This is a genomic window from Chryseobacterium sp. UF-81 (genome assembly GCF_058245105.1).
On record NZ_JBSIBX010000001.1, the window covers coordinates 386,655 to 411,272 of the forward strand.

15 protein-coding genes are annotated in these 24,618 nt (G+C 36.9%); 7 read left to right on the forward strand and 8 right to left on the reverse strand.

The features are described from left to right. Positions 1-5: 5 nt before the first annotated feature. Positions 6-3,974 carry a hypothetical protein gene (locus AC4IFE_RS01865; protein ID WP_490754428.1) on the reverse strand — a complete coding sequence of 1,323 codons (3,969 nt, stop codon included), beginning with the start codon at positions 3,972-3,974 and terminating at the stop codon, positions 6-8. Between the two features lie 342 nt (positions 3,975-4,316). Next, positions 4,317-5,228, reverse strand: a complete 912-nt coding sequence (locus AC4IFE_RS01870; RefSeq protein WP_490754429.1) for a hypothetical protein — start codon at positions 5,226-5,228, stop codon at positions 4,317-4,319. A 433-nt stretch (positions 5,229-5,661) separates the two neighbouring features. Here AC4IFE_RS01870 and AC4IFE_RS01875 point away from each other — a divergent pair, with 433 nt between their 5' ends. From AC4IFE_RS01875 to AC4IFE_RS01890, 4 genes are all read left to right on the forward strand, one after another. Next, entirely contained in the window at positions 5,662-6,249 is a 588-nt protein-coding gene (locus AC4IFE_RS01875; RefSeq protein ID WP_490754430.1) for a hypothetical protein, read from the forward strand. Beyond that, positions 6,227-6,439 carry a hypothetical protein gene (locus tag AC4IFE_RS01880; RefSeq protein WP_490754431.1) on the forward strand — a complete coding sequence of 71 codons (213 nt, stop codon included), beginning with the start codon at positions 6,227-6,229 and terminating at the stop codon, positions 6,437-6,439. The genes AC4IFE_RS01875 and AC4IFE_RS01880 overlap by 23 nt, the downstream gene beginning before the upstream one ends. Beyond that, on the forward strand, positions 6,440-6,751 hold the full coding sequence (locus AC4IFE_RS01885) for a helix-turn-helix domain-containing protein (protein WP_490754433.1): 312 nt from the start codon (positions 6,440-6,442) through the stop codon (positions 6,749-6,751). Between the two features lie 525 nt (positions 6,752-7,276). Further along, positions 7,277-7,807 (forward strand): antirestriction protein ArdA, encoded by a 531-nt coding sequence (locus tag AC4IFE_RS01890; RefSeq protein WP_490754434.1) that lies wholly within the window; start codon positions 7,277-7,279, stop codon positions 7,805-7,807. A 151-nt stretch (positions 7,808-7,958) separates the two neighbouring features. Here AC4IFE_RS01890 and AC4IFE_RS01895 read toward each other — a convergent pair whose 3' ends face one another. From AC4IFE_RS01895 to AC4IFE_RS01910, 4 genes are all read right to left on the reverse strand, one after another. After that, on the reverse strand, positions 7,959-8,657 hold the full coding sequence (locus tag AC4IFE_RS01895) for a DUF1826 domain-containing protein (RefSeq protein WP_490754436.1): 699 nt from the start codon (positions 8,655-8,657) through the stop codon (positions 7,959-7,961). 66 nt (positions 8,658-8,723) lie between these two features. Beyond that, complete coding sequence (locus tag AC4IFE_RS01900; protein ID WP_490754437.1) at positions 8,724-9,299, reverse strand: Crp/Fnr family transcriptional regulator; 576 nt, start codon at positions 9,297-9,299, stop codon at positions 8,724-8,726. A 35-nt stretch (positions 9,300-9,334) separates the two neighbouring features. Then, entirely contained in the window at positions 9,335-10,348 is a 1,014-nt protein-coding gene (locus AC4IFE_RS01905) for an NAD-dependent epimerase/dehydratase family protein (RefSeq protein ID WP_490754438.1), read from the reverse strand. Positions 10,349-10,534: 186 nt separating this feature from the next. Next, positions 10,535-10,945 carry a hypothetical protein gene (locus tag AC4IFE_RS01910; protein ID WP_490754439.1) on the reverse strand — a complete coding sequence of 137 codons (411 nt, stop codon included), beginning with the start codon at positions 10,943-10,945 and terminating at the stop codon, positions 10,535-10,537. A gap of 229 nt (positions 10,946-11,174) precedes the next feature. Between AC4IFE_RS01910 and glsA the strand changes: the two genes are divergently transcribed. Next, positions 11,175-12,188 carry a glutaminase A gene (glsA, locus tag AC4IFE_RS01915; protein WP_490754441.1) on the forward strand — a complete coding sequence of 338 codons (1,014 nt, stop codon included), beginning with the start codon at positions 11,175-11,177 and terminating at the stop codon, positions 12,186-12,188. A 30-nt stretch (positions 12,189-12,218) separates the two neighbouring features. Here glsA and AC4IFE_RS01920 read toward each other — a convergent pair whose 3' ends face one another. Continuing rightward, positions 12,219-12,917, reverse strand: a complete 699-nt coding sequence (locus tag AC4IFE_RS01920; RefSeq protein ID WP_490754442.1) for a LytR/AlgR family response regulator transcription factor — start codon at positions 12,915-12,917, stop codon at positions 12,219-12,221. Then, a complete protein-coding gene (locus AC4IFE_RS01925; RefSeq protein ID WP_490754444.1) occupies positions 12,917-14,581 on the reverse strand; it encodes a histidine kinase in 1,665 nt (554 codons plus the stop codon). Before AC4IFE_RS01925 ends, AC4IFE_RS01920 begins: the two co-directional genes overlap by 1 nt. Before the next feature lie 109 nt (positions 14,582-14,690). Between AC4IFE_RS01925 and AC4IFE_RS01930 the strand changes: the two genes are divergently transcribed. Further along, complete coding sequence (locus AC4IFE_RS01930) at positions 14,691-17,066, forward strand: TonB-dependent receptor (RefSeq protein ID WP_490754445.1); 2,376 nt, start codon at positions 14,691-14,693, stop codon at positions 17,064-17,066. Positions 17,067-17,622: 556 nt separating this feature from the next. After that, positions 17,623-24,618 (forward strand): SDR family NAD(P)-dependent oxidoreductase, encoded by a 6,996-nt coding sequence (locus tag AC4IFE_RS01935; protein WP_490754446.1) that lies wholly within the window; start codon positions 17,623-17,625, stop codon positions 24,616-24,618.

The window sequence follows — 24,618 nt, forward strand, 5'->3', positions numbered from 1 at the left end:
TTATATTATTTATTAAAATCTTCACTAATTACTTTATCAGCAAAGATGTAATATTCATCACCTAATTCTCTTTGTAGTAATTCTAAATCCTCATTTTGTGGTTCAATATTGATAAGATAATTATCTAACAATGATTTGGTTTTATTGTAAAGTTCTTTATTACTAATATCATTTTCTATATTTTTCCACGGCTGTAGTTCATCGGAAATTTTATTTTTCATGAAAACTTTTATCTCATCAAAATAATTGCTGACAATTTCTCTACCTGCTTTATCTTCGTCACTTATCTTAATTTGGTTTAAATGAGTTTTTTGAATTTGAAAAAATAATAAAGTAGAAATATTCCCCATATTGAGTTCGAAATGTTTGAGTGAATCAATTCTTGTATTCCATAATTCAAATTGATAATAATCCAACACACATTTAGGAATATTATTAAAAAAGTTTATATACTTATAGAAATCTTCCACAACTATTTCTTCATCAAGATGATGTAAATTTATCTCAAAAGCTTTATTGTTAATAGGATTTCCAAACATTGTTGGGATATAAATGACAGATTCTATATTAATTTCAATAAATAATTTCTTTGCACTAAAAAGACTTCCAGTGCTTAAAACTTTTCTAACTAATTCTCTAGCAGCTATGAGAGAGTGCAAATAAGTATTTCCAAAGACTTCATTAGTTATTATAAGGTTTTTTTCTAATTTGGAATTTAATTCTATATCAAAAGAAAATCCTGTTTCTTTGAAGATTTTTTCTCTTTCCGCTTTAAATCTTTTTGTTAAATTTATTCTTTCATTTTCTATTAGCTTTTGAGAATCTTTAAATACTTTATTTCCACCATTTTGTCGAGAGTAAAATTTATTCCAACAATAAAATAATGCCTGTAAATTATTACTTTCCGACTCTTCTAGGTTTTTAAGAAGTGATGACTCATTATATTTTCTAAAGAACTTGTTATATTCTTCCTTAAACCATACATGATTCTTTATAGCTTCTTTAATATTATAAAAAGCAATATTATGGTTGTATTCTTGTTTAGATATGCCAAGTGACTCATCATAAATTGCTAAAATATTGTTCTCAATTTGCCTTAAAAAATTTTCAATTCCCTGGAAATAATCTTTCTGGTATTTTTTATATAAAGTATATCTATCTTCAAACGAGTTTTTATTTATAGGTTCTCTATATCCCCACTTATTATATTCATTTGATGAAGGAAAGGAAATTTCGTTTAAACCATAAATTTTATCATTGATATAACGTAGAGTATTTATAAATACTGTATAATTGTTAGTTTTGAAATATTCAGAAAAGGATTTGATAAGTTTTTGTGTTAAGTCATTATACAAACTCCTTCTTTCATTAAGTAATCTTATATAATCATTCCATTCTGAATTTTTATAACTCATTCTATATATACCTAAAACGAGTGAATTTATATTAATTAAATATTCGATAGGCAGATTTTCATTACTTATATTTTTTTCAGAGGGGTCATAAGGAAAGTTTATACCTAAAAAATTTGTAAGGGCAATTCCTTTTACGTTGTATTTTTTCTTGTGTGGAAATATATATTTTAGCAAGTCAACTATTTCCATTGTCATTTCATGAAAGAGATTTCCTTTAAATTCTAAATTCCCCTCTTCGTATTTTATGGGGTTATAAAAATATTGAGCAACTACCGTATCATTAGTTTCTTGGAAGTAGGGAATACTATATTCTTTTCTTATATATTCAATAAGATTGTTTTTAATTTCTGAGATAAAATTCCTGTCACTTTCTGGAAGCATTTCTAAAGAATAGATGAGTTTAGCAAACTCTTTTTGATTGCTTTTTATTTTTTTTGACAGATTAGTAATGTCAGGAAGATTAAATTCTATAGGAATCTTATTTTTTAAATATGCCTTCCAGAAAAGAATTTCAGAAAGAGCATCTAATTCCTCGTCGTTATTTATACTTAAATCAGATATTGATATTTTTTCGAACCATTTCAGTATGTATTCAAAAACTAATCTTTCATCTGAAAAGCCTTCATGAATTTGTTTAATGACCTCATTTTTATCATCAGGAAATGAATTTTTTATTATATCGTGCATACTACTTCCGTCTGAAGATGTGAAATTAAAAGGCAGACCTAAAGACCATGCATCCCCTAAAAAGTTTCTTAATTTTTCAAAATTTTCAAAATTCTTTTCAAATATAAATTCATAAACTCCTTTCCACATTAACGCATTAAATATATTTTTATATGCTGTATATGTTTTAAAATTAATTTTTATTAAGGACTTGATACTTTCATGAACATTATATCCTTTCATGAATGAATTTAATAAGAATTCATGTATACTATCTTCGTCAATTAAAGAAAGAGCGTTACTAATGAACTCATATATATTGGTGTATTCATCTTCATCAAAGAGAATTTCACATAATATTTTTGACCGTATAGGGTGAAGCCCTAATAAATACTCTTTATTTTCAGAATATTGCAATAAATATTCTTTTTCTAACTCATTAATATACTTAATTGGGACTTGTATGTTAAGATGATTAATAAGTTTTTTATAACTTAATTTTGCATTAAAGGAATCTGATAAACAAACATATTTTAATATGTCTAGTTCATCTGTTTTTTGCTGAGCAACCTTATTTCTTATATTTTGAACCTGTTGGAATAATCTGCTTTTTAATGTATTTCCTTGGTTTATTAGATAAACGTATTCTAACAATAAACCTTGATTTCCAAATGCATTCCAAGATTCTTCAAAATCTGTAAATTTTAAATCCTTTTTGTATTTTGACAGAGAGTCATAGATTATTTTTGCTTCCTCTTCATTAAAATCTAATTCAATTTCTTTGTATTTATAATATTGCTGTAAATCATTACTTCGGAAATTCCAATCTTCTTGTCTTATAGTAACTAAAAACTTAATATTTTCTTTTCCATAAAGTTCTTTTAATATCTCATTCCAGTTAGTATTTTGAGGGGTAACATCTATATATAATAATATTGGGAACTTTAACCCTTTACTTAAAGCGTCTAAACTATTAATGGTATCAAAAACACTGTTTAGAGATTCTGATATTTTTAGTTCGTATACTATATTTTCAGTTCCATAGTTGTTTAAATATCTATAAGCTAAAGTGCTTTTCCCTTGTCCTGAAGCTCCATGAATAAAGACGATATTACTTTCTTGGAATAGAGTTTCAATTTGTGATAATTTTTCTTCTCGTATTATATCTAAATCAGCTAAAATATGCTCATACCTAGCTGATACACCATAGTAGAAATCATCTTTGTATTTCGCTAAATCGTCATTTTCAATATTTTTAATTTTTAAGGGTAGAATGGTATTATTGAAGGATTTATTGAAAGCTTCTTGTTCACTAATAAATTTTCCTATTTTTTGTAAGTTTAATATTAACTCTGAAGTTCTCGTAGGTTTTCTATTTTCACCTAATGTATATAACCAATAGACTAGCAATTCTAAAGCTGCCTTTGGGTCTGAAAATAGATTAGTCTCTTTTATTAATTTTAAAACTTTCTCTTCAATATCTTTTTCCTCAATTATTTCGAAGAAAAAATTATCAACAATTTTATTAATACTGATTTGTTTGAACTTTTTATTCTTTAATTTTTTTTCTAATTTCTTCTTATCTGTAATCTCATCACTAATCTCTCCAAATGAAACTAATTTAAGGATGCAACTTTCATTGTTAGTGATTGCTTTTTCCGCTCTATTAAAAAAAGATGTAGTGTTAGTAAATAAATCACTAAATACTAATCTCGAGCTTAAATTTTTAATTTGTATTATTTCAATATGGTTATTTTCAGTATCAAGAATATCTAAATCTTCATAAAAACCTTCAGGTTGATAGATATATCCTTTTTCATATTCATTTAATATCCTATATAATGAATACAGAAATTGTGTTCTGTATCCTTTTAAAGCAGAAGAAGCACTCATGTTTTTAATTCAATTAGTTTAATAGCAAATTATTAGTAAGTAATGGGACTAAAATAATTTTTTTTAAATTTCTATAACTACGGGAAACCATAATAGCTATTATTTTTTATCAATGTGGATATATTTCTGAAATTTGGTGTTCTCATAACTTAAAATATATTATTAGCTTTAAAATTAATTCTACAATATCGATAAAAAAAGAGATTTGCTGATAGGTATTTTTACGGTATTTTGAGATAATCTTTTAACGATTATGCTTAATTCCTGCAATCCCTTTTGTTAAAAAGTAAATGATATAAATTTAAAAGACAGCCTTTTGGACTGCCTTTTACATGAAATGTTCTATCTATTTCCCGATGGTGTAATGTAATAAGTGTAATTTTCTCCCTCTCCTAAATTATTAGTGAAAAATTCAATATATTTCAAATCATCATGTATAAAAACTGCACCTGTAGTTGATGAATATGTATAACCTTTTTTTTGCTCATTATAAACCTTCCCATAAAAATCTCTATAAGTGACAAATCCATCAGCCCTTTTGAAATCAATTCGATTTTCATTTATAATTACATAAGAATCACTAATAATCGTTTCGTCTTTTAGTCTGCGATTATCCTTATCAAAAATGGCAATATTATAGACAGGTAATGTTCTGCCATAATTAGCTTTTATCTTGCTATCACTACCATAATTGTTTTGATAATTACTACTGTTATTATTATAGCTGACACTGGAAGAAGCTGTTACATTTTTAATAATGGTATTTATAGAATCATACAGCCATTGTATAACACGGTTGGTTTCATTGGCTGATGAGTAATTAATTCTTGTTCGATTTACTTCATTAACACAGCTTTTTTGAAAAGTATCGTGTATAAGTTGCCTTTGTTCGTCAGTTACGTTTAAATTATTGATTTGATTAGATATTGAGTTTACGGTATTCTGAACTTGCTGAACATTATTGTCATATCTGTTTTGCTTTGCTGTCATTGCATTTCCTAAGCCTGAAATGCTTAATTGTTGTGGGTCACGATATTGTGTGGGTTGCCTATTATTGCTTGAAATGTTTGAACCATCAACATTGTACATTTCCCATTGTTTAGCTAAACTATTATACTTTTCATAGCTAATCATATTTCCGTTTGGGTCAAAATACTCATATCTGTCATAAAATGAATTATACTTTTTAGTAACTGATTGAGAAAAGCAAAAAGTTCCAATTAACAAAGATGCGGAAAGGATAAACTTTTTCATAGTGAATGTTTTTATTCACTCGTCCTCCTGAAGTGAGTATTAATAATACAGAAAGCGTGAAGGACTAAACTTAATTTGTAAATAGGAGGTTCTCGCGAAACCGTGTTACACAAACAAGAATAGCCTCCACGCCATATGTGGAGGCATCAACTGTTTATCCTGTGTAACTTTAGTTAATTTGCGAGATTTCCTATTAACAGAATAAAAGCTAACGCTTTATATTTTTTCGATAAAATTCAACTACAAAAATATGGATTTTTTCAAATTTGAATAAATAAATATTGATTTGGGATAGTAAATAATCTTTGTTGTTTGGTTTAGGTGTAAAAAAAGTATGGAGTAAAATATAATGATATTTAATTTTTTGTTATTTTTTTATTTAATTAATTTGCATTTGTTTAAGTTTTTATTAAATTTGTATAAAATATTATGTATGCAGTATCTATTAAGTGGTAATGAATTACAAAATGCACTTAATACAATTGCTAGCTCAATAATAATTTACAAGGGTAAAAAAGAGTCTAGTATAGGTAGAAAGGTTAGCAAAAAATATTATTCAAATAGTAATATTCGTATTAGTAATGGATTAAAAGAGTCTCTCATTGAAGACTTATCAATCCGTCACTCGCATAGATTTTTGTTTAACCATGATTACAGTCACAGTATTATTTCAGATTACGAAAAAGAATTCGTTCTGGAAAATTCGTCGAAATATATAAAGCAAAATATTTCTGTAAGAGAAATAGCTCAACAGATTCTTTGTGATTTAGATTTTGTAATTTCTTTAGATTTATTAGAGGAAAAAATCAGGTTTTTAACGAAGTATATTATTTCATTGTCTAGAGTAAAAGCCTATGATAAGTTACGTAATAAAATAGACCAAAGAATAAATATAAAGCATGTAAAATCTAATCTTAATTATAATGATGAAGAAGAGATAGTATTAAAATTAAAGTCCAAAAATTTAATTTCTAATACTTACTCAAAAAATCTTCATAATGGAAGCAAAAATAATTATTGATAAAATAGATGAATTATTAGCTAATTCTGAACTTTCTACTGATTTAAAAGAAAAATTGGTTGATTTAAAAGATAGCATAAAACAAAATAAAAATAAAAATAAAAAGGAGGCAAAAGACATTGCATTAAAATGGATAACCTTGTTTAAGGAAGCTTTACATATGTACTCAATTTTTCAAAATTTATTTTAAATGACAATCGGAGAAGTAATAAAAGAAATATTAAAAAGTAGAAATATTACACAATTGGAACTAGCTAGTAAAATTGGTAAAAGTAAAACTGCTGTATCTCAAATGATTAATGGAGCATATAGTCCTAGCCCTGAAACTTTAGAAAAGATTTCAGAAGTTTTAAATATTCCAGTTGCAATTATGTATCTATTGACAATTTCTTCTAATGATATTCCTGATGATAAAAAGGAAATATATAGGGTACTTTCTCCGTTAATTGAAAAATATCTTTTAGAAATTTTTGGTATAAATAATTTGGATGGTCGCTTTTAGTGACCATCTTTAGTTTTTACAATTCTTTTTACTAGGAAAGACTCAAACTACCGTTTTATTCTACAGTCAGGTTATTAAGGCTAGAAATAATGAAAAATGTACAATACTTAGGTTACTATTTACACCACTAGTCAAATTTTACTTAAAAAATGTCCCCCCATGCAGAATCTCAAATTTTCATATAGGTATCGGGTGTGTATTTACTATACGTATTTTGATACCCCGTAAATGAGTTTTTTTTGCTATACCCCCTGTCAAAGATTCTTTGTTTTTGACTGCTGTTTTTCTTTCCTGCGCTCCGAGTAGTCAAAAAGTTTTTAACTGACGTTGATATTCTGGTTAAAAAGTGTTGTAAACCCTTGTATTTATGCACTTTTTATTGTATATTTATACATCTTTTACAAGCTACTTTTTAGCCTTGTATCTTTGGGCATAAGGTGCAATATAAAAACAAAAGTGCCTAACAGTATTGGCGTACTGCTAGGCGAATCAATAAATTTTAAATCTGACTTAAAACTTATCAACATGACAAATCTACGAAATTGTCTTGATACTGCTAGTATCTATTGTGGCACATATGCCAAGTACAACAACGGAAGCCTTTACGGCAAATGGTTAAATCTTTCTGATTATTCAGATTATGACGAACTATTAGAAGCAATGCGAGAGTTACACAATGATGAACAAGATTGCGAGTTCATGCTCCAAGATTACGAAAACTGCGAACTCTTTGAGAAATTAGGATTGATAGGAGAAAGTTTTTTATCTCCCGAAATTTACAACATTGCTGAGCAAATAAATGAATCAGAATACAACTCAGAAGTATTTGAAGCCTGTTTGGATAATCTTGGAAAAATTGACTTTCAAAGCCTTTATGAGTACATAAACAATTTTTACTACGGTGAGCATGCAAACGATATTAAGTTCGTGGAATATCTATATGAAAATGATATACCATTTAATTTGCCGAATTTTGTAGTAATTGATTGGGAAGCTACAGCAAGAAATGTTATGTATGATTATTTTGAATCAAATGGACATTATTTCAGGTCTTAGTTATCTTGTTATTAGCGAGCTACAATTTGGGTGAAAATAATGTTATTTTATTTATTTGCTACTATACTGTTTCTATTTTTTGTAACTAATTGGTAATTAATATTAACTATTTTTGTATCGGGAAGTAATTTTAGCAAATACCAATCCTCATTTAACAAATCAAAAGCAATCTACATTCACCCTCATTTTCAGCAGGAGCCCTATGGATACAAGGCAGGGCCTGCTGTCCGGGATGATCTACAGCCAATTTCCAAAGATGCCCTGATCCTAGATTGATGGGTTGGGCATTGGGTTTGGGCTGATAATGCAGATCGAAGAAACAGTCTTTCAGGAATGTTTCAAATTCGGCCTCCGGACCGTCATGTAATTCTTTAAGCTTTTCCCGGATTTCCGGAATCAGGATTTTTTGTATAGCCTGATCATTGGGTAAGATATCGCTTGCAGCACCATGGTAGGTACATAAAAAAGTTGGCGTACCAACAGGCGAACGGTCTACATGGTATGAATATACGTCTGTGGAAATGAAATCGAACTCCTCATCTCGCTCGTAACTTTTGAGTAAATTGAGTGAAGGAGAGGCTCCGAAATCAGTTAACTGCTGTAAATCACTTAAGATAATTTCTCTTGCAATATGACCTTCTTCTGATAGCTGTAGCGCTAAAAGATCTTCAATGGAAACTTCTGTAATATTCTCTTTTAATTGAAGTTGAGATACAATTTCTTTAAAATCACCGGCTAAATTCCTGTTCCAGCAAACTGCATTCATCGCTCCCTGAAAATGAGTATTTACAAGTTCAGAAAAAGTAGAAACTACTTCAATTTGATTGTTGCCAGAAAATGTTCGGTTCATAATTTAGAATAAACAATTAAGTTGCTTAATGATCTGCAAAAATAAGGATTAGACTCTAATTATTTTTCATGTCAGTTTCCGGCGGATGCGGCTCAGGCTTTCCGGTTTCATGCCAAGGAAAGAAGCAATATAGCTAATAGGAACATTATGCAGGATTCCCGGATAATTTTCAATAAGTTTCCTGTATCGTTTTTCCCCGGAAAGAGTGGCAAGCTCGGTGGACCGGGTTTCATTATAGATAATAGACTTTTGAAAAACTTCTATGCTGAAATCTTTCATAGCTTCACTTTTTGAAGTCAGAAAATCAAGGTCTTTCTTGCTGATTTTTAGAAGCTCACATTCAGTGATGCATTCAACATTTTCATTGGATTTTGTTGCATTTATGAAATTAAAATAGGAAGTGAAAAATCCCGGAGGGCAGTTGATATGCGTTGTCACTTCGTCTCCATTTTCATTGTAATGGAACAGGCGTAAATAACCTGATATAATGTAATAAAGGTATTCCGGTACTTTTCCCGATTCTTCAATAATGCGGTTTTTAGGAAAAAGTACCGGTTCAAAATACTGAAAAATAAAATCCTTATCCATTTGGGAAAGAGGATATCCGGCTTGGATAAAATCAATTAATTTCTGCTGCATCATACCTTACAGTGATCATATATTCAAATGTACAATAACTATTTCAATAGCTCTTTATGCTCCATTAAATAAAGTAATGCCTCCTTTACTGCCTGTTCGGGGCTTTTGGGGCTGAATCCCAATTCTTTTCTTGCTTTTGTAATGTCAAAATTTTGCTGTAAGCCCGAAAACATGGCAATATCCTTACGGGTCAGAACAGGCGGCTTTTTCTGTATTTTGGCAGTAAGCTCCATGATCCCCGCAATAATAAATAAAACAGATTTAGGTACCGAACCGGGTATTTTGATCTTCAGCTCAGGAAATAATGTATTGGCTAAGATAGTAGTGTCTGTAATAGTCATACACTTTTCATTGGCAAGAATATAGCGTTCTCCGTTTCGGCCGTTCTGTGCAGCCAGATAGCAGCCTTCCGCTACATCTTTTACATCAATCCAGTTCAGGGTGATTTTGGTGTCTACCGGAATTTCCTTGTTGAGGATAAGCTTTAAAACTCCGTAAGAAACATTCAGCGGTAAAAAAGCCTCACTTCCGATCATTGCTGAAGGCATGACGGATACTATTTCTATTCCCAGTTTTCCGGCCAGTTCAAAGGCAAGTTTTTCACTATCATTTTTAGAATTGTAATACATGTCCCTGCGGTCAGGATTGTAGCCGTAGTTTTCTTTGGTAGGGAGCTTTGTATAATCTAATGCCGCTATAGAACTTACATAGACAATACGTTTTACGCCTGCTTCTGCTGCGGCTTCAATAGTGTTTTTTGTGCCCTGCATATTCACATCATAAATTTCTGTTTCAGGATCCTGTGCCCAGAGCTTGAAGGATGCTCCCACTGCATAAAATGTCTCCACTCCCTGTAAAGCTTTGATAAAAGATGATTTGTCGGTGATATCGGCCTGTACCACCTCGCAGTCAAGTCCTGCAAATGGCGCTTTATTATTAATATTTCTTACGCTGGCTCTTACAGGAATACCTTTTTTGATCAGGAATCTCACCAGGTTATTTCCTAAATGTCCGTTGGCCCCGGAAACTAAGGCCAGATTTTTCTGTGTCATAATTGCTTATTTTAATAACACAAAGTTCCTGCAACCGTTTGCCAATGCACTTGACTTTTGTTAGATAATGTTCAGACGATTTCGGTAATAAATATAAAGCCGTCTTAGCAATGAGACGGCTTTATCTGATTTTGTATCTGATGTCCTTAAATGAATAGCTGACAGCTTAGTGCGATGAAGATTGTTTTATCCTGCTTTACACATAGCATCCCATGTCGTCCAGAAATGCGCATTTATAGCTCCCGGAGGCGGGTTGGTGCTGTCAGCAACAATACCTACCATAGAAGCGCAGTTCGAATTACAGCCTATTTCATTGTAACTTCCTGCCTGAGGCGGAATTTGGCGCCAAGTACCGGTAGAACCGCTTAATAATTCCACTTTAATCTCAAAAATACCCGAAAGATTGGGAGTCTGGATTTGTTTCGTCGGGTCATCGCTGGAAATCGAATCACTCCAGTTACCCTGTGAAAATGTGACACGCCATGTAGAAATCATTTTAGCGGTATTGTTCTGAGGTGAAAGATAAACCCAGAATTGTGCCCCTCCACCCAATTGAAGCTGGCCGGAAGAGTTGGCATTAACGTTTGTAGTTTCCATATCGAATTTATTTTGTTGGTTATTTCTAATTGTTTAGTATTCCAAAGTAACAAATAAGAATACGGCTGTTGTAGAGTACAAATGACCAATTATGGCTTTGGGTAGAAATACTTAGCTTAGGAGAACAAATTGTAAAACTGATATTTTCCGTTAGACTTGTTGGCAGAGGAGGAAATGCTTTATCTTTGTTTTTCATGGCTGATGATAAGTTATCCGCCGAAATGCCTTTATGAACAATAATAGTTTCTTACTTTCTGCAAAAGGGGTCTGTATTGCAGCCTTTCTTTCCTTGAATACTGTGATATATGCCCAAAAAGCAGCAGATATTTCCACAATTTCGGAAAAAACCTTAAACAGTATTCTGGAAAAAAACAGAACCTATTACACACAGGGAAAAGTGGCTGATTACATTCCTGAGCTGGGGAAAATGGATGCAAAAGCAATCGCTTTTTCAGTGGTCGGTAAAAACGGGAAAATCTTTAATACCGGTGATGTTCACAAGAAATTTACCATGCAGAGCATTTCCAAAATCATTGCACTGATGATTGCTGTCAGTGAAAAAGGTGAATCCGGTGTCTTTGATAAAATGGGTTATTTCGGAACCGATAAACCTTTCAACCACTTTTCCAATCTCGAAACCACAGGTAAGCCATTGAATCCGATGATGAATGCAGGAGCGATTCTTACCACTTCGTTAATTGCTGGAGAAGGTGAAAAGCCATTTCTTAAAATTTTGGATTTGGTAAGGTATATTACCAAAAATCAGACAATTGACTATAATACATCCGTTTATCAATCTGAAAAATCTACCGGGCATCGTAATCGCGGGATGTTTTACCTGATGAAAAACAACGGATTGATTACCGGAAATGAAGATCAGCTGGATAATTATTTCAAGCAATGCTCTATTGAGCTGACAGCCGAAGATTTAGCTAAAATCGGTTATTTCTTTGCCAATCAATGTGTGCGGTTCGATGGAGATTCTGCCTATAAAAATGAGGATCTTGCCAGATTGATCCAGTCTCAAATGCTCATTGCCGGGATGTACGAATTCAGTGGAGAATATGCCAGAACAGTAGGTTTGCCAAGCAAATCCGGTGTCGGAGGCGGAATTACGGTAAGTGTTCCCGGGAAAATGGGAATCGGTGTTTTCAGTCCTGCTTTAGATCAGCATGGAAACTCTTCAGCCGGTTATCACATGATTTTAGACCTGGTAAAACAGTATGACCTGAGTCTGTTTTAAAAATAGGTCTTTACATGTAGAGTTCAGACATCAGACCATTTTATTTTTCAGATCCTTATACTTGGAGCGCCCTACAGGCAGTACTTCGCCTGTTTTAAGCAATGCTCCATATCGTGTGCCGGGAGTGATAATGATTTTTTCGATCTGCTGAAAATTGACAAGATAAGACTTATGAATACGCTCAAACCTCTCAGGAAGAAGCTGCTGCAAATATTCAAGGGACTTATCATGGAGTTCATGTTGCCCGTTATTGAGATGCAACTCTGTGTAAATGCCGGCTCCTTTGATGTAGATCACTTCGGAAATACTGATCAGACGAACCTGTCCGGCCCTTTTTACGGCAAGGTATTTAATGCCTTCATTCGGTTTTAGGGTGGGGCTGACGAATCTTGTCAAGGCCTTAAAAAATCTTTCCTGATCAAAAGGTTTGGGGACAAAATCAAGAACTCCGTACGCAAAAGCGGTAATTGCTTTATCAATATTGGCAGAAACGATGATCGTATGAAAAGAAGCAGCTACCATCTGCTCCATCAGTTCAAAACCATTATCTCCATTCAGGTTAAGGTCCAGCAATACAAGGTCAGGAATCCGGCCCGAAACCTGGTCAAGCCCCTTTTGTAGGGAATCACAGATAATGATCTCATGGGGTCTGTCTGTAAAGAATTCAGATGTCATACGCTGCAGGCGGCGGGCAATTCTGGCCTCGTCCTCTATAATTACTATATTCATTATTTTAAAATTTGAATAGCAGACATCCAGCCGTTTTCCGTAGAACCCGATTCGAATGTCCAGTTTTGGCCGTAACTTTCAGTCAGTCTCGCTTTGATGTATTTAAAGCCGTTTCCGCCTGCACGGTCAGTCATCACTGGCCGGTTCTTCGCAATAGTTTCAAAAGTATAATGATGGGCATCTTTTAATAAAGAATAATGGAGTACAAATTGAATTGTATTTCCGGACAATGGCTCGCTGTGTGTAATGCCATTCTCCAGCAAAGTATGAATTACCGCCGGCGGTATCAGCTGTGTTTCATCGATTCCCTTTTGCTCCCAGATATAATTCATTTCCTTCCGGAAACCCATCACCGACAAATGTTGGCGGCAAAGCTCTAGCTCTTTGGTTATAGGGATCAGGGTCTGTTCAGAGATCTCGTTCATAATGTCAAATTCTGTAGCCAGTGCCTGTATAAAGCGGGCTCCGTCCTTAGGGGCTTCTTCTACCCAATCCATCATCGAAGTCAGTGTATTCCTTAAAAAATGAGGCTGAATATTCTTTTTAAGCAATTCTAGTTGCAGTCTTGATGAAAGTAAAACGGCATTTTGATGCTCCGCCTCAATGACACTGGTACGGATAGAGTGCAGATAAAGCATAGACAGTACAATAATGGTAAAACTGATGAACAGCCCAAAATCGTAAACCACAAGCCTGTTCACCAATGCACTCGCCAAAAGAGCAGCCAGAGCAATAAAGCCACCTTTTTCCTTTTGACGAATTCCATTCAGAACCACAATGAAGGCAGTTATCAGCATGGCCAGGCTGTAGAGCCGGGCAGTCAGGTCATAGTGTCCGTAATTAAACCAATAGAGTCCAAGCAGTGTCAGCAGCAGGGCGAGCATCAGCCATTTCCCATACCTGAAGTTAAACTGAATAATAAAATACCATGGAACCAGCAGCGCATTGGTAAACGTCAGCCATCCGATAATTTCAAGGCGTACGAAGAACTTAGAATAGGGGAGCATCACATGGAATTTCAGATATTCCATGATCAGTAAAGTAAAAAAAAGAAGACATATGGTGGCAAATATAAGGATGTCTTTCTGCCTTCTTTTGCTGTTCAGATAGATGAAGAAATAATAAACGGCTGCAATCAGAAAAGCTCCGGCCATCAGGTTCATATAGGCCATTGTGATCAGCGGATTGGTCAGTAATGTTTCGTAATTGTTGATTGTGAATCCAATATTCCGCTGAACATCCGGATAAAGGGATTGGGAGCTGCGCATGGCAATAGTATGAAGACCAGGCGAAATCAGATGATTCGGAATTCTGTAATAACTGCATTCGGTTCCCGGTATTTCCGGATTTCCATTTTTCGGAAGCTGTCCGTTTTTGCCGATCAGTACACCATCCCAGTACACTTCAAAAGCCCCGAAAGAATTGATCTGAAGACCGAGAGGGATCAGTTCGTTTTCCACCGGACGCAGATCAACATGGGTACGTGACCAGAATATCTTATCCGAAGTATTACCCCTGGTTTCAGACCAGTCTTTATCATTGTAATTTTTACTTACCCAGGCCATATTGTCTCCGGTTTTATAAACCGGTACCGGGTCTTCATTGCGGATAACAGGTATGGCCAGCAGGTCAAGCAGCGTTAATAAAAATATTAAATAATACATAATGTAAATATACAAGCTAATTTGAAAAACCGGATGTCATTGGAAAGTCTGTAGAGCTGTTCAGATGTTTTTTCTGTGAATGACTTTTCCTGCGATTTAAATTTACATCATGAAACAAGTAGCCATCATTTTTTTTATCATCTTTTCTGTTCAGTATTCATTCGCACAGAAAGGTCAGATCACTGGAATCATTCAGGAAAAACAGGATATACCCATATCGTATGTAACCGTAACTTTAAAGGATAGCGGAAATCGGGCGATTGCCGCCGGTATTTCGGATGCTAAAGGAATATTCAGGCTGGAAGACATTACAGCTGGAAATTATACCGTCATTTATGCTCTTGCGGGTTTTCAGACGATCAGCAGGTCTGTGGCGGTTAAGCCTGATGAGGTAGTCAATGTGGGAACGGTCATTTTAGAGTCTGATACAAAACTATTGCAGGAAGTGTCTGTAACAGGACAACGTTCATCGGTCAGTTTAAAGCTCGACAAAAAAGTCTTTGAAGTAGGTAAGGATATTCTTTCACAGTCGGGTGCGGTAACGGATCTTCTCAACATCGTTCCTTCTGTTAGTGTGAGTCCGGGTGGGGAAATCAGCTTACGGGGAAATTCTAATGTATTGGTATTAATTGACGGCCGCCGGACCGGACTGACTCAGAGCAGTGCTTTGGAGCAGGTACCTGCAGATCAGGTAGAGCGTGTGGAGGTAATCACCAACCCTTCTTCCAGATTCGATGCAGGTGGCTCTGCAGGGATTATCAATATCATACTTAAAAAAAATAAAAAGGCTGGATTCAGTGGACAGCTGCGTCTGGTGGGTGGTATTCCCAATGAAACCCGTATCAGTCCCAGCCTGAATTATAAATCAGATAAACTGAATCTGTTTGCTACCTATGGCATTAGGCTGTCAGATTATGTAGGTCTGTATACGATGAAACAGTCCACTGGACTTTCAGGAACACCGGTTGATCTGAACCGGAGGCAGGATGAGAACCGGCATGATGATGCCAAATTACTTTATTTTGGAGCAGATTTTAAGATTAATGATCATAATACCATTACCGCAGCTTTCCTGAGAAATTCAACTCATGATCACGACAAGACCCGGCTTAATTATTTATATTCAAATAAAAGCAATGTTATGGATAGTAGCCTTTCCAGAAAGGGTGAATCATGGGAAAAACGCAGCTATAACCAGTTCGAATTCAATTATACCAAAAACTTTGCTAAAGCAGGAAAGAAGCTGACCGTAGACATGCAGTATGATTTCTGGGATAGTGACAAAGACTGGAACTTATCAACCCGCAAAGTGTTTCCATCTGCTGTAGATTTACCTGTGATCAAAACAAGTTCAATGGGTGCAAGTAAAGATTTTATGATTAAAACAGATATGGTGCAGCCACTGGACAGTATTTCCACCCTGGAATTCGGTTTGAAATTGGAAGACCGGAGAGTAAGCAGCGACTTTATCGCGGAACAGCAGAATTCAGCCGGCTGGGAGATTATTGATCAGATTGATAACCATCTGTTATATAAAGAATTGATTGGAAGTGCTTACGTGCAGTTTTCCGGAAAAACCGGAGCTTTAAGTTATCAGGCCGGTGTACGCGGCGAGCTTACCCATATTGGTATCGAAGACCGTGCGGGCAGTTATACCAATGAGAAAAATTATAACCGTCTGTTTCCAACATTAAATGTAAGCTATCGTTTCAATGAGCAGGCGACTTTACAGGGAAGCTACAGCAAAAGAATCAACAGACCAAGGCTGAATATGATTTATCCTTTTAATGAACTGACTGATCTGACCAGCCGTTATGTGGGCAATCCAGATCTTAACCCATCTTACGCCAATGTCTTTGAATTTGCTTTTCTTAAAAACTGGAAGATCCTTACTTTTAATCCATCCCTCTATTATCAGCGGAATACCGGAGTGATGGAAGATTATACATTCCGGAACCCGGAGGGGCTGTTTATCACGATGCCGGTTAATATCAACAGGGAAACCCGTTACGGTCTTGAGCTGTCTGTGCTTTATAATCCTGTCAAATGGCTGCAGGTTAATACAGAGCTTAATCTGTTTCATTATGCCGAACAGGGCAGTTATAAAGATCAAAACTTCGACTATTCCGGGAATACCTTAACCGCCCGCGTAAGTGCCCAGCTGAAATTGAAGAATAAACTTGCTTTTCAGACGCTTTATAATTTCAGAGGAGCCAATGCTACAGCCCAGACGCATACAGATGCTCTTCACAGCATCGATTTTGGACTCAGTAAAACTTTTTTAAGAGACAAGGCAACGATTATGTTTGATATAAGCAATTTGTTTGGATTAAGAAAATCGATCAGCAAAACTGCAGGAGCAGATTACGAAATCAGCCAGACCAGTATTCCCAATGCTGCCCGCTATCGGTTAACGCTGGTTTACAGATTTAACCAAAAAGACAATCAGACAGTACGACAGGCTAAAAGTGGGAACAGGGATTGATCTTAAATCATCTGTTGCATGATTAATCCCAACGGATAAAAAAATAATTCTATAATCTTCTTATTCTCATAACGGTGCTTTCGGGTAACGTTATTTTTTTGTGAAGTTTTATAGAACTTTACGATTGTTTTTTCTAAATTCTGAATTTGCAGATTCTTTTTACCGGATCAGCAAACCTGTTTTTTGTAGATTTCATACACTTTTACAGGAGTGTTATATTTTTGTAATATAGGGTAAATAATTCTCTTATTATTGATTTATTTTATTTTTATTTCTATATTTGCTTTAAATTATCAATTATAAACGTTTATAATTGAAGCTTATAGGCTGTACCGTCTCATTTTCGATAATAAAAATATAATCTACATTTTTTAATGTTATTTAAATTAATAATAATTAATTGTTAATAATTAATTATTAAATTTTATTTATGATTAGAAATGTAATATAAATTTATTATTTTTATTCCCTAATAATTGATAAATGCTCTTTATACCGAAAGGTTACGAGTTGTGTTATATAATTTCCCAGTTATTATCTCAATACCATGAATGTAATGAAAAACTTAACCATTATTGGTGTAACGCCTTTTGAAAAGCCGGATGTTAATCTTATGCTGAAATTGCATGAGGCAGGTGCGTTTCCCGTCTTAAGCCTAGGACATGATTCAAAAGCAGCTCAGGAAGCGCTGAATCAAATGAACGAGACAGATATACCGTCTTATGGAATTTATCTGCCGAACGACAACTTTATATCCCTTCAGATCCCGGAAAACGTCAGGCTGGCCATCCTTCCGTCCGGTATTTTAATGAACCTTATTCCGGATCTTCCCGTTATTTATCAGGTGACCAGTTTAGATGAAGCCAGGTTGGCCGAACAGTCTGGAGCCGAAGGGATTATTATCAAAGGCAATGAAGCAGGTGGCCTCGTAGGCTATGAGTCTACATTTGTATTATTTCAGCGTATCATCAAAGAAATTAATTCTGTTCCCGTTTGGATACATGGAGGAGTAGGGATTCATACGGCCGCTGCTGCCAAAGCACTGGGAGCAGCAGGTGTTGTACTGGATAGCCAGCTTGCTCTGTTCCCGGAGAGTTCCGTTCCACAGGAAATCAAGGACCTTTGCTCAAAGCTCAACGGTACCGAAACCAAAATAATAACCAATCATCGCGTATTGGTGAGGCCAAATTCACCTGCGTTACAGGACAATATCACTCCTGAAGAGCTCAGAGAATATTTTACAGGCTTTGATCTGTATAAAAATTATATTCCTATGGGCCAGGATATTTCGTTAGCAACAGATCTGTATGAAAATTTCAAAAATCTGAAAAAAATGATTTTCGGATTTAAAGAAGCGATGTATGGACATCTGAAGCAGGCTAAAGCCCTTCAGGTAATTAGCGAGAATAATACAATGGCTAAACAGCTGGGCTTGCGTTATCCTATTGCTCAGGGACCAATGACCCGCGTCAGTGACGTACCTCTATTTGCCAATGCAGTTGCAGATGCAGGTGCCCTGCCTTTTGTGGCTTTGTCGCTACTTAAGGGAGAACAGGCAAAATCTTTAGTGATGGATACTAAAAGACTGGCTGGTGAAAAAACATGGGGCGTAGGTATCCTTGGATTTGCCCCTCAGGAATTGAGAGATGAACAGACTTCATACATATTAGAAGCTAAGCCTCCTGTGGTTCTTATTGCCGGAGGAAGACCTGCTCAGGCTAAGGTATTTGAAAAGGCGGGAATAACAACCTTTTTGCATGTTCCTTCCCCTGCATTACTGGATATTTTCTTAAAAGAAGGTGCTACCAATTTCATTTTTGAAGGCCGTGAATGCGGTGGCCACGTAGGCCCGCTTTCCAGCATGGTTCTTTGGGAAAAACAGATTGAACGCATCTTAAAAGAAGAACACCCGGAAAAGATCAGCGTATTTTTTGCAGGCGGAATTCACAATGCATTTTCAACAGCATTCGTTTCTGTCATGGCGGCTCCGTTAGCAGCCAGAGGCGTAAAAGTTGGAGTATTAATCGGAACTGCCTATCTGTATACTGAAGAAGCCGTACGAACGGGAGCTATCCAGGAAGAATTTCAGGTACAGGCCATGCAGGCCAAAGACACGGTTTTATTGGAGACTGCACCCGGACACGAGACACGTTGCTTAAATACAGCATTTGCCCAGCATTTCAGTAAAGAGAAGATAAAGCTTCTGGCAGCCGGAACCGATAAAAAAGAAGTCTGGGAACAGCTTGAAAAATTGAATGTGGGAAGGCTTAGGATTGCTGCAAAAGGAATCGACCGTCAGGGCGATAAACTGGTGAATATTCCTAAAAATGAGCAGCTGGATCTGGGCATGTACATGATTGGCCAGGTAGCCACGATGCAAAACCGCGTGATTTCCCTTGCATCACTACATCAGAACGTAAGTATTGATAATTATAAATATATTGAAGAGGCCGCTTTACCGGAACAGCCGATATCCACAGAAAAGCCTTTGGATGTAGCGATTGTCGGGATGGAATGTATTTTCCCGGGCGCTAAAAACCTTGAAGAATACTGGCGAAACATCATCCTGGGCAGAGACAGTGTTACAGAAGTTCCTGATGAACGCTGGAACAAAGAACTGTATTACCATCCGGATTCAGACGGGCCGGATGTATCGCACTCTAAGTGGGGCGGATTTATCCCGAAAATAGATTTCGATCCTTTGGCATTCGGGATTCCTCCTCAGTCACTTGCTGCTATTGAGCCAACACAGCTGTTGACCTTATTGGTCGCCAAACGCGCCATGGAAGATGCAGGTTATGGAGAAAAACACATCAACAGAGAAAATATTTCTGTCATTATCGGCGCTGAAGGCGGGAATGACCTCGCTAACAGCTATAGTTTCAGAGGATACTATAAACAGGTTTTCGGAGAACTTCATGAAGAGGTGAAGCAGGCATTTCCACATACGACGGAAGATTCATTCCCGGGTATTCTGGCGAATGTAATTGCAGGTAGGATTACCAACCGTCTGGATCTTGGGGGAAGAAATTTCACCGTAGATGCGGCGTGTGCTTCTTCTTTGGCTGCTATTGATCTGGCCTGTCAGGAACTTGTATTAGGGAAATCCGATATGGTTCTTGCCGGTGGAGCAGATTTGCACAACGGGATCAATGATTATCTGATGTTTTCCAGTACCCACGCACTTTCCAGAAAAGGAAGATGTGCGACATTTGATGGTGATGCTGACGGAATTGCCCTTGGAGAAGGAGTTGCAATACTAGTTTTAAAAAGATATGAAGATGCCGTTCGTGATGGTGACCGTATTTATTCTGTGATCAAAGGAGTAGGAGGATCCAGTGATGGAAAAGCGCTGGGTCTTACGGCCCCGAGAAAAATAGGACAGGTACGTGCTTTAGAACGTGCTTATTCCCAAGCAGGGATTAGTCCTGCGGCAGTTGGTTTAGTGGAAGCTCACGGAACAGGAACTGTAGTTGGAGATAAAACTGAATTGAGTGCACTGACGAATTTATTCAGCCGCTCAGGAGCGATACCGGGACAGACTCATTTAGGCTCCGTGAAAACGCAGATCGGGCATACCAAATGTGCGGCCGGATTAGCCGGACTCATCAAAGCTTCACTGGCAGTATATCACGGTGTAAAACCACCGACACTTCACTTACAGCAGCCTAATGCTTATTATAATGCCCAAACCAGTCCTTTTGCTTTTTATGCAGAAAGTGGATTGTGGAGTGAGAAGAACCGTTATGCCGGAATCAGCGCTTTCGGATTCGGAGGAACCAATTTCCATACAGTTATTGCCAATCATCCTAAAGAAGATGATTCTGCGGTATTGCAATCGTGGCCGTCAGAATTATTTGTATTCCGTGGGGAAACGTATGAGGATGCGAAAATTCAATTGGCACAGATCAAATCTTTATTAGAAATTAACGGTGATATTCCGCTAAAAGATATGGCTTACAGCTTAGCGGTGGACTCAGAAAAGCCAATCCAGCTAAGCATTGTTGCTGATACTGCTGAACATTTGATGATGAATATCGAGCTGGCTTTATCCGGCATTGAAAGCAAAGACACTTTTACAGTAAATAAACGCGATGGTAAAGTAGCATTCCTTTTCCCTGGACAGGGCAGCCAGAGAATCAATATGGCCCGCGATCTGTTCGTAGCTTTTCCGGCCATGCGTAACCTGATTGACGGATATCCTGAATTGGAAAAAGTAGTTTTCCCTTCGTCAACGTTTGATGAAACTGCCTTAAAACAACAAAAAGAAACCATTAAAGATACCCGCCTGGCACAACCTATTTTGGGAATGGTAGATCTTGCTTTGGCTCAATTCCTGAAATCACTGGATATCGTTCCGGATATGGTAGCAGGTCATAGCTATGGTGAATTACCCGCTTTATGCTTTGCCGGTGTTTTTGAAGAAGAAAAACTGGTTGACCTAAGTATTCAAAGAGCCCACGCCATTCTGAATTCAGTAGAAGGCGGAGATCCGGGTACCATGATTGCGGTAAGCGCAACAAGAGAACAGTTACAGCCGGTATTGGACAAGACGGAAGGCTGCTATCCGGTTAATTATAATGCTCCGACTCAATGCGTGGTGGCAGGAAGTACGTCGGCCATCAATAAATTAATGGAAACCCTAAAACAGGAGCGTATTTCTGCTAAGAAATTAGAAGTTGCGTGTGCATTCCACAGCCCATTATTGGCTAAATCCAAAGGCTTATATGATGAGGTTTTAAAAGACATTCCTTTCCATGAAATGCAGATTCCGGTTTGGTCGAATACAACTGCGGAAATCTATCCAAAAAGTCCATCGGAAATCAAAAAAAGACTGACGGATCATTTGGTGCAGCCGGTAAGATTTGTAGAAGAAATTCAGGCGATGTATGAAGACGGAGCCAGAATATTCATTGAAGTAGGACCTGGAAAAGTTCTTTCCGGACTGACTAAATCCTGCCTGGAGAAAGATCAGCTGACGCTTTACGTAGAAGACAGCAACCGTAATAAACTGAGCCATCTTCTTGCCATGCTGGCACAATATCTGGGAACAGGCCGAAGCTTCAGCATTGAAAAACTTTTCGAAGGGCGCAATGCCAGACTGATTCAGATGGACCAGCCTGAACTGTATAAGAAAAATCCGGCCATCTGGCGTGTGAACGGACAGACGGCACATCCAACCACAGGTAATCTACCGGCTAATGGTGCATTACCGATATTAAATCCTATTCCAATGAACAATTTTACCAATAATCAACCAGCTCCAATAGCAGAATCTCAGCCTTTCGCTGAACGCATGCTTTACGAATATTTAGATACCATGAAACAGCTGATCCAGGCACAGCGTGATGTAATGCTTTCCTTCCTGGGACAGAATCCACAGATCAATCCTGCTCCTGTTTATGCTGCGCCGGTACAGGCCCCTGTGAACGACCGTTTGGTGACGATTCCTGCACAGTCGGTCAATGTAGAAAAGCAGCCTGCTGTTGTAGTAAAACAGGCTGCGGCAAAAGATATTAAAACCTTGTTATTACAGGTGGTTAGTGATAAAACAGGTTATCCTCAAGAAATGCTGGGCATGGAAATGGACCTGGAAGCTGATTTGAGTATTGACTCTATCAAAAGGGTGGAAATCATTGGAACACTTCGCAGTGAGCTGGGAGCGCTTACATCAGGTAATGCCGATGAAGATACGGTCATGGAAAAATTAGCATCGATCAAAACGTTAAGCGGTCTGGTTTCCTGGTTGACGGAATTGACAGGAACTCCGGCAGCTGCTCCTGAAAAAAACGGAACTGCAGTAACACCGGCAGCAGAAGTACAAAGTAAATCTGCATTCTCTCTTGAAGAACTTCAAAATGTCATTTTGGATATCGTCAGTGAAAAAACAGGTTATCCGAAAGAAATGTTGGGATTGGATCTTGACCTTGAAGCTGATCTGAGCATTGACTCTATTAAAAGAATGGAAATTATCGGAGACCTTAAAACCAAAATCGGTTTCGGTCAGGATATGGACCAGGCCGACGATCTGATGGAAAAACTGGCGGCCATTAAAACATTAAAAGGACTGGCTTCATGGATCAGCGAGATGAGTGGAAACACCGATGCTGAACCGGTGCAGAACTTATTGTCACGCCTTCGCTTTGATCTGACTCCAACCGATGTTTCTACAGAACAGAATACAGACATCATCAAGGGAAAATGTTTTGCGATCACTCAGGACAACAGTCCGCAGACGATGGCGATCAAAAATGCTTTAGAAAAACATGGCGCTGTTGCAGAATTGGTGGATACGGAAAGAGATCTTAAAGATTTTGACGGACTGATCATTTTGGATCTGTTCTCGTCAACCGTAAAACACAGCATCATTGATCATGTGGACCAGATCAAGAAACTGGATCTTGACAAGGCCAAATGGGTGTATCTGATTTCAGACATTCCTGCCCATATTCAGGAACTGACTGATACCCGTCTTTTACGTCATTACAAAGGCTATCCCGGACTTTTCAAAAGTTTGGCAAGAGAATTTGAACAAACTTCATGCAGGCTGATCAGTCTGAGCACGCCACAGGAAGTGGATCAGATTACGGAAATCACGTTAAAAGAAATATTAACCACAGATAAACCTTCCGAAGTCGTTTACAAACATGACCAAAGGCATAAAATAGAGATCATTCCTTCTCCATTGTCGACAAGTCTGGAAGAGGCTCATATCCAACTGGATCAGGAATCTGTTGTCCTGGTACTTGGCGGAGGACAGGGAATCACTTCCGAACTGGTGAAGCATATGTCCGAAGCATATCCCTGCACCTATATCCTTGTCGGAAGATCAGCAGATCCGAGAGATGCCGCCGCCGGATTGAAAGAAGTGGAAGCCATGACAACCAAGGAAGAAATAAGAAGCTATCTTATTAAAACCGGAACATTCACTTCTCCTGCCGAAATAGAAAAAGAGACCGTAAGAATTTTCAAAAACAATCAGATTCTGCGTACCATCCGTGATATGGAACAATTGGGAAATAAGGTGGTATACCAATCCTTAGACCTTTGTGATGAAGAAGGATTATCAGATCTGATCAAAAATATTTACAAGAAATACAGCCGTTTAGACGGAGTGATCCATGGGGCAGGTCTTTTGGAAGATAAACTGTTCAGACAGAAGACCTCCAGCTCATTTGAACGGGTCTTTGATACCAAAGTGAAACCACTTCGAGTATTGGCAGAACAGCTTCGTGCTGATTGTCAGTTTGTGGTATTGTTTTCAAGCATCGCTTCAGTATACGGAAATAAAGGCCAGACCGATTATGCGGCGGCCAACTCCGTACTGGATGATTATGCGAAAGCATTAAACAAAAAATTAAAAGGAAAAGTAATTTCCATCAACTGGGGCCCGTGGAAAGGAGCCGGAATGGTTTCATCGTCTCTCGAAACAGAATATGAACGCCGCGGTATCTCTTTAATTCCATTGGACCAGGGGAAAGAAATTTTTCTTAACGAGATCAAATACGGAACCGAAAGTCAGGTACTGATCATGTCCGGAAACAACTGGTAA